This window comes from Actinomycetota bacterium (assembly GCA_036280995.1).
In the GTDB taxonomy this organism is placed as follows: domain Bacteria; phylum Actinomycetota; class CALGFH01; order CALGFH01; family CALGFH01; genus CALGFH01.
In genome coordinates this window covers 1-12,118 of the sequence record DASUPQ010000301.1, presented here as the reverse complement: position 1 = coordinate 12,118, position 12,118 = coordinate 1, and the positions used below count along the sequence as shown (strand labels likewise).

10 protein-coding genes are annotated in these 12,118 nt (G+C 76.0%); 2 read left to right on the top strand and 8 right to left on the bottom strand.

Annotated elements, in window-relative coordinates; all coding sequences use genetic code 11:
* Nucleotides 1–201: ABC transporter permease (locus tag VF468_10145; GenBank protein ID HEX5878670.1), on the top strand; the 201-nt coding region annotated here is incomplete at its 5' end.
* Nucleotides 202–230: 29 nt separating this feature from the next.
* On the opposite strand, the gene pafA is transcribed toward VF468_10145, so the two are convergent.
* From pafA to VF468_10115, 6 genes are read right to left on the bottom strand one after another with little or no spacing between them, the layout of a single operon-like run.
* Entirely contained in the window at nucleotides 231–1,589 is a 1,359-nt protein-coding gene (pafA, locus tag VF468_10140; protein HEX5878669.1) for a Pup--protein ligase, read from the bottom strand.
* Nucleotides 1,590–1,598: 9 nt separating this feature from the next.
* Nucleotides 1,599–3,896 carry a hypothetical protein gene (locus VF468_10135; GenBank protein ID HEX5878668.1) on the bottom strand — a complete coding sequence of 766 codons (2,298 nt, stop codon included), beginning with the start codon at nucleotides 3,894–3,896 and terminating at the stop codon, nucleotides 1,599–1,601.
* Nucleotides 3,897–3,901: 5 nt separating this feature from the next.
* Nucleotides 3,902–4,969, bottom strand: coding sequence for a lysylphosphatidylglycerol synthase transmembrane domain-containing protein (locus VF468_10130; GenBank protein HEX5878667.1), 1,068 nt, complete (start codon nucleotides 4,967–4,969; stop codon nucleotides 3,902–3,904).
* On the bottom strand, nucleotides 4,966–6,246 hold the full coding sequence (locus VF468_10125; protein ID HEX5878666.1) for a phosphatase PAP2 family protein: 1,281 nt from the start codon (nucleotides 6,244–6,246) through the stop codon (nucleotides 4,966–4,968). Before VF468_10125 ends, VF468_10130 begins: the two co-directional genes overlap by 4 nt.
* Complete coding sequence (locus VF468_10120; GenBank protein ID HEX5878665.1) at nucleotides 6,246–6,974, bottom strand: phosphatase PAP2 family protein; 729 nt, start codon at nucleotides 6,972–6,974, stop codon at nucleotides 6,246–6,248. Before VF468_10120 ends, VF468_10125 begins: the two co-directional genes overlap by 1 nt.
* On the bottom strand, nucleotides 6,908–8,011 hold the full coding sequence (locus VF468_10115; protein HEX5878664.1) for a lysylphosphatidylglycerol synthase transmembrane domain-containing protein: 1,104 nt from the start codon (nucleotides 8,009–8,011) through the stop codon (nucleotides 6,908–6,910). The genes VF468_10120 and VF468_10115 overlap by 67 nt, the downstream gene beginning before the upstream one ends.
* 124 nt (nucleotides 8,012–8,135) lie before the next feature.
* On the opposite strand from VF468_10115, the gene VF468_10110 reads away from it, so the two are divergent.
* The gene (locus tag VF468_10110) at nucleotides 8,136–9,290 is read left to right on the top strand and encodes an AI-2E family transporter (GenBank protein HEX5878663.1); all 1,155 of its coding nucleotides are present in this window, start codon (nucleotides 8,136–8,138) and stop codon (nucleotides 9,288–9,290) included.
* Here the strand turns inward: VF468_10110 and VF468_10105 are convergent.
* Both VF468_10105 and VF468_10100 read right to left on the bottom strand, forming a co-directional pair.
* Nucleotides 9,259–10,671 carry a glycoside hydrolase family 15 gene (locus tag VF468_10105; protein HEX5878662.1) on the bottom strand — a complete coding sequence of 471 codons (1,413 nt, stop codon included), beginning with the start codon at nucleotides 10,669–10,671 and terminating at the stop codon, nucleotides 9,259–9,261. The two genes, VF468_10110 and VF468_10105, sit on opposite strands and share 32 nt — an antisense overlap.
* Nucleotides 10,672–10,678: 7 nt before the next feature.
* Nucleotides 10,679–12,118 (bottom strand): hypothetical protein (locus tag VF468_10100; GenBank protein ID HEX5878661.1); only part of this gene is annotated, 1,440 nt, incomplete at its 5' end.

Genomic DNA, 12,118 nt, shown 5'->3' with positions numbered 1-12,118 from the left:
GTGCTGGCCATCACCATGTTCGGGGAGGCGCTCCAGCTCAGCCGCTGGCTGCTCGACCTGTCGCCGTTCGCCCACCTGCCGCGGCTGCCGGCGGCCACCTTCACGGCCACCCCGCTGCTCTGGCTGGTGGTCGTGGCGGTGGTGCTGGCCGGGGCCGGCCTGGCCGCCTTCCGCCGCCGCGACCTGGTCAGCAGCGCCTGAGCCCGACCGGCCCGCGGCGGCCGAGTCGGCTACATGCTGGCGATCAGCTTGTCGACCCGGTCGTCGTGGGCCCGGAACGGGTCCTTGCAGAGGACGGTGCGCTGGGCCTGGTCGTTGAGCTTCAGGTGGACCCAGTCGACGGTGTAGTCGCGGCGGCGCTCCTTGGCCTGGCGGATGAACTCGCCCCGGAGGCGGGCCCTGGTCGTCTGGGGCGGCTCCTGGGTGGCCCGGTCGATGGCCCGGTCGTCGCACACCCGCTCCACCGACCCGTTGCGCTCCAGCAGGTAGTAGAGGCCGCGCTTGCGGTTCACGTCGTGGTAGGTGAGGTCCATCAGGGCGACCTTGGGGTGCGACAGGGGCAGGTTGTGGCGCGCCCGGGCCCGCTCGATCATCAGGTACTTGGTCACCCAGTCGACCTGGCGGCCGATCCGGTCCAGCTCCTGGTGCTCGATCGCCTCGAGCACGTGGCCCCACATGTCGACCACCCGCTTGGCCGTCTCGCCGGCGTCGCGGCGGTCGACGAACCGGGCCGCCTTCTCGAAGTACTCCCGCTGGATCTCCAGGGCGCTGGCCTCGCGCCCGTTGGCCAGCCGGACCTTGCGGCGGCAGCTCATGTCGTGGGAGATCTCCCGGATGGCCCGGATGGGGTTCTCCAGGGTCAGGTCGCGCAGGACGGTGGCCTCCTCGACCATGGCCAGGACCAGGTCGGTGGCCCCGACCTTGAGGAAGGCCGACCACTCGGACATGTTGGAGTCGCCCACGATCACGTGCAGGCGCCGGTAGCGCTCGGCGTCGGCGTGGGGCTCGTCGCGGGTGTTGATGATCGGCCGCGAGCGGGTGGTGGCCGAGGACACGCCCTCCCAGATGTGCTCGGCCCGCTGGGCGATGCAGTAGACCGCGCCCCTGGGGGTGGCCAGCACCTTGCCGGCCCCGCAGAGGATCTGGCGGCTGACGAAGAACGGGATCAACACGTCGGCCAGCCGCTGGAACTCGCCGTAGCGCGACACCAGGTAGTTCTCGTGGCAGCCGTAGGAGTTGCCGGCCGAGTCGGTGTTGTTCTTGAACAGGAAGATCTTGCCGGCGATGCCCTCCTCGTGGAGGCGGGCCTCGGCGGCGGCGAGCAGGCTCTCCAGGATCCGCTCCCCCGCCTTGTCGTGGGTGACCAGCTCGGTCACCGAGTCGCACTCGGGGGTGGCGTACTCGGGGTGGGAGCCGACGTCCAGGTAGAGCCGGGCCCCGTTCTCCAGGAACACGTTGGAGGAACGCCCCCAGGAGACGACCCGCCGGAACAGGTAGCGGGCCACCTCGTCCGGCGACAGGCGGCGCTGGCCCCGGAACGTGCAGGTGACGCCGTACTCGTTCTCGAGCCCGAAGATCCGCCGGTCCATCTGGCCATGCTACCGGACGCGGCCCGGCTGGCCCTGGGGCGGCGGCGGCGCCAGGGGGAGGTCGTAGATGGTGTAGGGCAGCCGCTCGGGCTCGCTGCCCGACCGGATCGAGGTCTTGTCGAACCACAGCGACTGGCGGACCAGGTCGGGCTCCATGCCGGGGGCGCCGCCGACCCCGGGCAGGAACTCGATGTCGCCGAGGTTGTTGCGCCCGACGATGCAGTGCATGAACGACCAGCGGTTCTCGGCCCGCAGGGCCAGGGCCCGGTGGTGGAACGCGCCCGAACGGCCCGGCACCAGCGGCTCGGTGCCGGCGTCGGCCTGGAAGTCGATCTGGTAGCCCCACTCGGGCGGGGCGGCCAGCCGGTGGGCGTGGGCCAGCGGCGCCGGCAGGACGTACGGGACCGGGAGGAACCGCCGCCGGCCCAGCCGCCAGCGCCGCCGGCCCCGCGGGTGGGGGTCGCTCGACCAGCCGAGGTACGACACCGACGGGGGCGTGGTCAGGCGGCCCAGCAGCCGCTCGATCCGCTTGCCGAGCAGGTGCGGGACCTGCACGACGGTCGGCACCCCGCCCAGCAGCCGGGTGCGGCCATCCTCGTTCTTCAGTGGGGTCGAGGTGCACTGGACGAAGCGGGCCTGCCGCTCCACCCCGTTGCGCCGGTCCCAGTAGGCGACCGACCCGGCGAAGCCGTAGTGGACGTCGCCGGACAGGATCACCACCCGCCGGAACGGGACCAGGGCGGCCAGCAGGGCCTCGAACGCGGCCGGGTCCAGCGACCACGCCTCCCGGTCGACCGCGGCCGGCCCCTGCTCGTGCCACTCGATGGCCTTGATCCGCTTGAGCTGGATCTTGGCCTCGACCAGGGGGTGGCCGAAGACCGGGGCGGCCGACACCAGCACCGTCACCGGGACCTCGCCGGGGCGGGCGGCCAGCCGGTCGCCGAGCTGGCGGGCCATGGCCTCGGGGCTGAGCAGGGCCGGGGCGGCCAGCCCGTTGCCGCCCGGCCGGAACCCCCGCTGGGTCCGGGTGTCGAGCACGATCGCCTGGAAGCTGGGGGTGTCGACCTGGTAGTCCCAGCGGACCGGGGCCGCCGCCTGCGCCGACGGCAGCCCCAGCCGGGCCCGGATCGTCTCGCAGGTCCCGCCCTCCTGGCCGTCCCAGGCGGCCAGGACGGCCAGCAGCTGGCCGCCCGGCCGGTCGGCGGCGAACTGGTCCGGCTCGTTGCCCCAGCCCTGGAACACCGCGTAGGCGCTGAGGGCGTTCTGGACCAGGCGCCGGCCCAGCGGCCGGCCGTGGACGTGGTCGTGCCAGCGGCGGTGCAGGTTCCAGTCGTCGGTGACGTCGTGGTCGTCGAAGATCATGTAGGTGGCGACGTTGGCCAGGGCCCGGCGCACCCGGGGCAGGGTGCGGGCGAGCTCGAGCACGGCCGCCCGGGAGCGGCCGGCCTCCCCCTCGGCCGCGGGCAGGGTGGCCAGCCCGGCGGGGTCGCGGGGCCACAGCTCCTCCGACCAGACCAGCAGGTACATGCCGTAGAACTCGGCCAGCGACATCAGGTGGCAGTCCAGCACCGGGCCGGTGAAGCCGGCGTGGTGGCGCACCAGGTGGTCGCGGCGGGTCGGGGCCAGCCGGTCCTCGCCGCCGTGGGCGGTGTCGGGGAGCGGCTCGGGCCGCTCCCAGCCGAGCGCGGCCTCCCCGACCCGCCGGCAGAGGTCGAGCAGCCCGGGGGCGACGTCGTCGGCGTAGATCTGGTCGCCGGTCAGGAACAGCTGCTGCGGCCTGGCCTCGGGGTCGTCGGAGGTGGCGGCCAGGATGGTGTCGAGGGTGGCCAGGGCGTCGCGGCGCTGGCCGTGCGGCTTGCGGCAGGACCCGTGGACGATCCGGACCTGCTCCAGGCGTTCGGGCGGGAGGACGAAGCTGGGCAGCTCGCCGGGCCGGTAGCCGAGCCGCTCGAGCAGGCCGAGCGACCCGAGGCCGGCCTCGGCGGGGCCGTCGTCGCCGTCCGCCGGGCCGGCCTCGCGGAGGAAGCGCAGGTCGTAGCCGTACACCGTGCCCGGAACGAGGGGCGCCGGCGGGCGGGCGGTGACCACGGCGACGTGCAGCCGGCGGCCCAGCGGGACGGTCCGCCCCCGCTCGGCGTGGACCAGCCGCTGCGGGCCGGGCCGGGTCCCGCGGTAGATCGACAGCTCGACCGTCCGCGGCGCCCGGCAGGCCACGAACACGCTGACCGCCCCCGGTTCGACCCGGCGCGGCATCGGCCCGGCCAGCACCAGTGGCCAGGCGGCGGGGGGCGGGGGCGCGGCCGTCACCGGGCTCACCCCGACCGGGCGCGCGGGTCGGCGGGCACGACCGGCGCGGCCTCGGGGCCAACGGTGGCCCGCCGGTGCTGGCGCCAGCGCCAGGCGAGGTAGGCGAGGGCGCCCAGGGGGATGGGCAGCAGCCAGGTCAGGGCCCGGAAGACCAGCACCGCGGCCGTCACCTGGTCCGTGTCGCCCCCGAACGCGACCAGCCCGCCGATGAGCAGCACCTCGACCACGCCGGCCCCGCCGGGGGTGAACCGGACCGCGGTCAGCAGCCGGGTGGTGGCGAACACGAACAGCACCTGGGCCCAGCCGACCTCGGCGTCGCCGACCCCGACGTGGCGCAGGGCGACCAGCAGCACCAGGTACAGCGACAGGTGGCTGATCAGCGCGGCCGCGGTGACGGCGGGCCAGCGGGCCAGCAGCAGGTCCTTGGCCCGCGACCGGAACTTGGTCGTCGCCCCCACCCAGCCGTGCACCGGCGGCCGCCGGACCAGCCGCCGGGCCCGGTTGGCGGCCCGCTCGGCCAGCCGGCCGGCCCGGGCGGCCGCCCGGTCGCTGCGCAGCATCTGCCCGAACCCGCCGACGGCCACGCCCAGCAGGACGATCGCGACCGCCCCGGCCGCCACCCGGGAGCGGCTGGCGTCGCCCTGCAGGGCGATCAGGGCCAGGGCGAGGACGGGGAGGGCCAGCTTGATGAACGCGTTCCACACCCCGGTGACGAGGACGGCCAGGGAGCCGCGGCCCCGCGAGAACCCCCAGGAGTCGAGCATCGCGTACGTCAGCCCGACCCCGATCCCCGACCCGCCGGGCACGGTGTTGGTCACCGCCGTGCCCGACAGGGCCACCGTCATGGCCTGGGTCCAGCGCAGCCCCGGGGTGACGGCCATCCACAGGGCCCAGTAGGTGACCAGGTTCCAGCCGGCGACGGCGGCGATGGTGGCCAGCTCGAACCAGGTCATCTCCTGGATCTCGGCCCAGGCGCCGGAGACGTCGACCCGGCGGAACAGGAAGGCGAAGATGAGCGCGGCCAGCAGCACCGACGCCAGCAGCCTGGTCCGCGAGGAGCGCCCGGCGCTCACACCAGGGTCGCCTCGGAGCTTCGCCGGGCCCGGTCCTGGCCGACCAGCCCGCCGAGGGCCTCGAGCAGCTCGGCCCGGTCGCGCTCGAGCGGCTCGCTGCCCGGAGCGACCCGGGCCTGGTCGAAGTCGACCAGCCAGGGCCGGCCGTCGTTGTCGACCATGCAGTTGGCCGGGACCAGCTCGCCGTGGGCGATCCCGGCCTTGTGCAACAGGCCGACCTGGCGCCAGACCTCGGTGAGGAGGGCGTCGTCGATCCCGGCGGCGTCCAGCTGGCCCAGGTCGTGACCGGTGATCCGCCGCTGGACGAGCATGCCGGCGCCGTTGTCGAAGGACTGGACCAGCAGCACCTCGGGGGCGCGGACGCCGGCCCGGGCGGCCAGCAGGGCCATCGAGGCCTCGTGCTCGACCTCGTGGTGGGGCGAGCCGACCCGGACCGGCCGGTGCTGGTGGCGCCGGGTCAGCCGCCGCCAGGAGCGCCACAGCAGGTCGCCGTCGCGCCACTCCCGGAGCACGACCTTGACGAACACCTCCGGCTCCTTGCCGCCGCCGGTCACGAAGCAGGCCGAGCGGCGGACGTCCCCGCCGACGGGGGTCAGGCCGGTCGGGTCGAGGCCGTGCTCGGTGAGGGCGGCCTGGAGCTTGCCCAGCGGCACCCGCGGGTCGGGGGCGCCGAGGACGAACAGCACCAGCGACCCGGCCGCCCAGCCGAGCGCGGCCCCGCCGACCACGTCGAACGGCAGGTGCGACCCGACGTACATGCGGGCCAGGCAGACGCAGCCGGCCAGGACCCAGGCGACCCGCCGGGCCCGCCGGCCCAGGTACGGGCTGGCCACCGTGGCCAGGGCCACGGCCACGGCCGAGTGCCCGGAGACGTAGCCGAGGCCGCGGGCCGGCTCCCCGAGGATGTTGACGTCCTCCAGCAGGGTCTGGGGCCGGCCCCGCTGCACGAACTCCTTCACCAGCTTGGCGATCAGGTAGATGCTGCCGGCGGCCAGGACGGCGTCCAGGGCCAGGCGGAGCCGCTTGGTGGCCAGGGCCAGGACCGCGACCAGGGGCACGGCCCCGATCACCCCCAGCTGCATGACCAGCCACACCCCCGGCCAGGTCCAGCCGGGCAGGGCCAGCTCGTTGACGACCCGGAACAGGGCCGCCTCGCGGTCGCCGATGAAGTTCCGGTGGATGGCGGTGGTGGTCACGGCCAGGACGGCGGCGCCCAGGACCACCCGGACGGCGTCGCCGGGATGGCGGGTGTAGCCGGGTCGGGGCAGCCAGGCCATCAGGCGGCCCGCTGCGTGTCGGCGGCGGCGGCGGCGTCGCCGGCGGGGTCGGGACCGCGGGCCGGGACCCCGAGCAGCAGCCGGACCAGGGCCCCGACGGCCACCCCGAGGGCGGCCCCGCCGACCATGTCCAGGGGCAGGTGGGCGCCGACGTACATGCGGGTGAAGAAGACCGCGGCCACGGCCGCCCCGGCCGCCCAGCGGCCCCAGCGGGGCAGCCACGGCCAGGCGACCAGGGCGAGGGCGGTGACCACGGCGATGTGGCCGGAGACGAACCCGAGCCCGTGCGGCGCCGCCCCGCGCACGACCACCTCGTCGAGCACGTCGCTGGGCCGGCCGCGCTCGACGAACCGCTTCACCACCTTGGCCAGCACGTACACGCCGGCCCCGGCCAGGGCCAGCCCGGCGGCCAGCCGCCAGCGCCGGAAGGCGAGCGCGGCCAGGACGGCCGCCGGCACGACCAGGAAGTTGCCGAGCTGCATCGGCACCCAGACGATCGGGAAGGGCGCGCTGGGCAGGTCGTTGACCAGCCGGAAGGCGTCGCCCTCGACGGCGTCGACCCGGTCGGCGCGCACCGGCAGGGCGCACAGCAGCAGGACCACGGCCCCGGCGACGAGCCAGATCAGGTCGCTGGGGCGGCGCTCGACGCGCCGGCCGGCGGTCATGGCCGCCCGGCCCCGGTCGAGGGCGCCGCGCCGGCCGGGGCGGTCAGCGACTGCTTGCGCCACCACAGCAGGCAGAAGATCCCGACCAGGATGGGCAGGCCCCAGGTGAGGCCCCGGTAGACGAGGACGGCGGCGACGACCTCGGGCTTGGCCCCGCCGGCGGCGGTCAGGCCGGTGATCAGCACCGCCTCCACCACCCCGGCCCCGCCCGGGGTGAAGGGGACGGCGGTGGCCAGGCGGGCGAAGGCGAACACGGCCAGGACCTCGGCCCAGCCGACCTCGGCGTCGCTGATGCCGACGTCGCGCAGGCAGGCCAGCAGCACCAGGTACAGCGACAGGTGGCTGACCAGGGTGGCCGCGGTGATCGGGAACCAGCCGTGCTCCAGCAGGTCGACGGTCTGGTTGCGGAACTTGACGGTGGCGATCTCCCAGCCCCGCACCGGGGGGCGGCGGATCAGGGCCAGCAGCCGGGAGACGACCCGGCCGGCCACCACCCCGACCTTCTCGGCCATGCGCTCGCTGCGCAGCATCAGGGCGAAGACCACGATGGCGGCGATCAGGCCGCCGATGCCGAGGCCGGCGGCGGTGACCCGGGTGGCGCTGGCGTTGCCCTGGAGGGCGACCAGGGCGAGGGCGAGCACGGGGATGGCGAGCTTGGCGAAGGCGTTCCAGACGCCGGAGACGAGCACGGCGATGGTCGTCCGGGAGCGGGAGAACCCCCAGCTGTGCAGCATGGCGTAGGTCATGCCGATGCCGATGGCCGAGCCGGCCGGGACGGTGTTGGTGATGGCCGTCGTGGCCTGGGTCATGATCATGGCCCGCCAGAACGACAGCCCGGGGGTGACCGTCATCCACACGAAGGCGTAGGTGCAGAGGTTCCAGCCGGCGATCACGGCCAGGATGGCCAGCTCGCCCCAGGTCATGGCCGTGATGGCCGCCCACACGGCGGCCAGGGAGACGTCCTGGAGCAGGTACCAGAAGATGGCGCCGATGAGCAGCAGCGAGACCAGGACGCGCAGGGTCATCTTGGTCCGCGAGGTGCGCGTGGCCGCGCCCTCGGCCGTGCCCTCCGTCATGCCCTCGGTGGTGCCTTCGCTCATCCGCCCGCTCCTCCGGCCGCCGTCGGCCAAGCATCGCCCGGTCCCGCCCCCGCGGCAAGAGGGAGGCTATCCGAGCCGGCCCGACCTCGTACCGGCGAGATCGCCGGGGCGGTAGCATCCGTCCATGGAGCCGTCGACGCCTCCGCACCGGCTGCGCCCGGCGGAGCTGGTCCGCTCGGGGGCGCTGGTCGGCCTGGGCGCCGCCGGCACCCTGGTCGGCCTGTACGCCCTCTACACCGTCCGGGCCATCCTCATCCGGATCCTGATCGCGCTGTTCATCGCCGTCAGCCTCGACCCGGCGGTGCGCCTGCTGACCAGGCGGGGGATGCGCCGCGGGTGGGCGGTCACGCTCATCTTCGCCCTCGCCTTCGGCCTGGCCGCCGCCTTCCTGCTCTCGGTGATCCCGCCGCTGGTGACCCAGGGCCGCAACCTCATCGACGACCTGCCCGAGTACCTGGGCCGCCTCCAGGACCGCTCCTCGCAGTTCCGCCGGCTCGACGACCGCTACAACATCTCCGAGCAGCTCCAGGGGCTGGCCGGCACCCTGCCGACCCGGCTCGGGACCGGACTGCTGGGCTTCACCAGCCGGGTGTTCGGGGCGGTGTTCAACAGCCTCACCATCCTGGTGTTCACGATCTACTTCATGGCCGACATGCCGAGGATCCGCGCCGGGGTGGTGCGGCTGTTCCCGATGGAACGGCGGCCGCACGCCCGGCGGGTCGTCGACCTGGTGGTCGACAAGGTCGGCGGCTACATGATCGGCAACATCATCATCTCGCTGATCGCCGGGGTGGCCTCCTACATCGCCTTCGCCCTCCTCGGCGTGCCGTTCGCGGTCCCGCTGGCCTTCCTGGTCGCCATCTGCGACCTGATCCCCATGATCGGGGCCACCCTGGGGGCGGTCCTGGGCGTCACGGTGGCCCTGTTCACCACCGACCTGTGGCCCACGACTATCCTCGTCGCCGCCTTCTTCGTCGCCTACCAGCAGCTCGAGAACTACCTGATCGCGCCCCGGGTGCTGAAGACGACGGTCGAGCTGGGCGCGGCCGCGGTGCTGATCGCCGGCCTGATCGGGGCCACCGTCCTCGGCCTGGTCGGCGCCCTCATGGCCATCCCGGTCGCGGCCGCGTTCAACGTGCTGCTCAACGAGCGCCTGCTCGCCCACGAGACCGCCGCCGGGGCCCGTCCCGGCCCGGCGCCCGAGGTCACGGCGGCCGCGCCCGTGGCCGCCGCCCCCGAGGCCGAGGTCAGGGGGCTGGAACCGCGCGATCGCGGCTGACCAGGGTCAGCAGCACGATCGCGTGGGTCCAGGCCAGGGGGGCCACCGACCGGGGGGCGCCGTCGTCGCGCCCGACCCGCTCCGGGAAGGCCCCCAGCTCGGTGCGGTGGCCGAGCAGCCAGGCCAGCCGGGCCTCGGCGGCGGCCACGTCGCCCGAGGCCATGGCGGCCAGGGCGAACGACGCCGTCGCCGGGGTCCACGGGTCGCTCCCCAGCCAGGGCCGCCCCGGCACCGCCCCGCCGGCCACGGTCAGCCGCCGCCAGGCCGTCTTCACCGCCCGCGCGACCGCCGGGTCGGGCGGCCCGAACGGCGGCCCCAGCCAGGTCACGGCCGCGTCCGGCCCGCCCCCGGCCGGGTACCGCTGGTACCCGCCGGGCCCGAACCGCCCGGCCACCCCCTGCCGCAGCCGTTCCGCGGCCCCCGCCCAGGCGTCCCGGCGCCGCCCCTCATCCGGCCCGGCGAGGCGGGCGGCGGCGCGCAGGCCGGCCAGCATGGCGGCGGCCGTGCCCAGGGTGGGGGCGCGCTCGCGCCGCTCCCAGTAGTCGGGGCCGGCCGGGGGCAGGCCGTCGGGGCCGACGGCGGCGGCCGCGTGGTCGGCGGCGGCCCGCACCATCGGCCACAGCCGGGCCGCCAGCCGGGCGTCGCGGCCCTGGTCGGTGGCCAGCCAGGCCGCCCACGGGACCCAGCCGGTGGCGTCCAGCTGGGCGGGGCGGCCGTCGGCGACCGGCCGGCCGTCCGGGGAGGAGCGGGCCGGCCAGGTGCCGTCGCCGCGCTGGGTGCCGGCCAGGAAGCCGAGGACGGCCCCGGCCTCGCGGCGGTGGCCGGTCACGGCCAGGGCGGCGGCGGTGAAGCTGGCGTCGCGCGGCCACACGTACGCCCAGTAGGGCGTCTGGGCGGCCAGGGCGCCGCCCCCGGGCCGGACCAGCAGCCGCAGGAACAGCAGCGACCGGGCGGCCACCTCCCGTTCGGCGGCGCCGACGCCCGGGACCGTCCCGGCGGCCAGCCAGGCCCGCTCCTCGGCGGCCACGGCCAGCGCCCCCGGGTCGCCGGGCGGCCCGGTGACCGGGTCGGAGGCCCCGGGCGGCAGGTAGCGCAGGCGGCCGTCGGCCAGCCCCAGCACCGTGCTCCCCTCCAGGTAGGCCGCCCCGTCGGCCTGGTCGGGCGGGACCGAGACGAGCGCGTCCCGGTTGCCGAGCAGCCCGGCGGCGAACAGCGGCGGCGACCGGTCGGGCCGGGTCGCCCCCGGCAGCAGCGCCACCAGCCCGACGGCGACCGACAACGCCAGCGGGCGGCGGTCGGTCCATGGTCGCAGCGTCGGCTCCCGTCGGTCGGTGGCGGTGGCGGCCCGCTCATGGTCCCCGCCGGCGGCGCTCCCCGTCAACGCGGGCTCAGGGGCTGCCGACGGCGCCGGCCAGGCGGTCCAGGGTGGGGCGGTCGGGGGCCGACAGCCAGGCGACCCGGGGGCCGCGGCAGAGCAGGGCGGCCTGCTGGCCCGAGCCCGACCAGCGCCGGCTGCCGGCGGCCTGGCCGGAGGCGTCGAAGCGGCCGTTGGCCCAGCCGCGCACGGCGTTGCAGAACTGGCTGGCCTCGGCGGTGGAGTCCCAGACGGTCCGCAGGGCCAGGGCGGTGCTGCCGCCCCGCTGGAAGGTGCGCAGGCGGCCGCCGTCCCAGCCGGCCGCGGCCGCCCCGGCGGTGGTGACGGCCAGCTCGCCCTGGAGCAGCAGGCGGGCGTCGAGCTCGCCGAAGCTCAGCTCGACCCCGGACCGCCAGCCGCCGCCGAGCCGCCCGCTCAGGTCGGGGACGTCGACCGCCTGGGGCCGGTCGCGCGCGCCCAGGTAGCGCTCGGGGTGCAGCACCTGCTCGGTCGAGACCGGCGGGTCGCGGTAGGCGCGGTTGACCGCGTCCCAGCCGCCCTGCTGGTAGAGGGCCCGGACGAAGCGCAGGCCCTCCTGGTAGGGGAACAGCATCGCCTCGCGGATGACCGCCGGGGCGGCGTCGCGCTGGGGGGTGCGGTCGGCGGCGGCGGCCAGGCCGGCGTCGACCCGCTCGGCCGGGGTGAGCCTCTCGGTCAGGTAGCGCTCCATGGTCAGGGTGGCGTCGCCCTCGACCAGGCTGGAGTAGGCGGCCAGCTCGTCCTGGCGGGCGGTGGCCACGGCCAACCGGTCGGCCCGGGTCAGGTCGAAGCGCTGGTCGGTGACGGCGTGGGTCAGCTCGTGGGCCAGGATGATCTTGGCGTAGGGGTCGAGGCCGCGGCTCGAGCGCACATAGAGGCCGCCCTTGGGCGGCCGGTCACCCGGCAGGTAGTAGCCGAGCACGCTCTCGGCCTGGAGGCGGTTGACCAGGGCGGGCAGGTCGGTGCCCTTGGGCAGCTGGCCGAGCAGCTCCATGGCCCGGCCCTGGCGGCGCAGCTGGTCCTCGTCGGTCTCCTCGGCCAGGGTCCGCAGCAGCCGCTTGGCCAGCTTGTCGGGCGACTCGACGGTCACCGGGACCCGCCGCTCGAAGCGGAGGTCGCGCAGGTCGCTCACGTCGCGCTGCACGACCCGGACCGCCGGGGCGGCCACGGCGGGCGCCGGCGCCCGGGTCGTGGGGGTGGCGCCGGCCGGCGCCCCGGTCGTCGGCGTGGCGCCCGCTGTCCCGCCGGCCCCGCCGGGCTCCGGCGGCGGGTCCCGGCGGGTGGCGAACACCAGCCCGCCGGCGGCCAGCCCGACCACCAGCAGCAGGATCAGGGTCGCCGTCAGCTTCCCGACCCGCCGCCCGCGGGGACCTTCAGGTGGCGGCGGGGTCGGGGACCAGCCGCGCCCCGGCTCCGGCCCGGCCGGCCGGCCGGT

What these genes read in the sequence shown, in the direction of transcription:
- VF468_10125 (HEX5878666.1), bottom strand. Translation starts at nt 6,246, where the DNA reads ATGGCCTGGCTGCCCCGACCCGGCTACACCCGCCATCCCGGCGACGCC.
- VF468_10110 (HEX5878663.1), top strand. Translation starts at nt 8,136, where the DNA reads ATGGAGCCGTCGACGCCTCCGCACCGGCTGCGCCCGGCGGAGCTGGTC.
- pafA (HEX5878669.1), bottom strand. Translation starts at nt 1,589, where the DNA reads ATGGACCGGCGGATCTTCGGGCTCGAGAACGAGTACGGCGTCACCTGC.
- VF468_10115 (HEX5878664.1), bottom strand. Translation starts at nt 8,011, where the DNA reads ATGAGCGAAGGCACCACCGAGGGCATGACGGAGGGCACGGCCGAGGGC.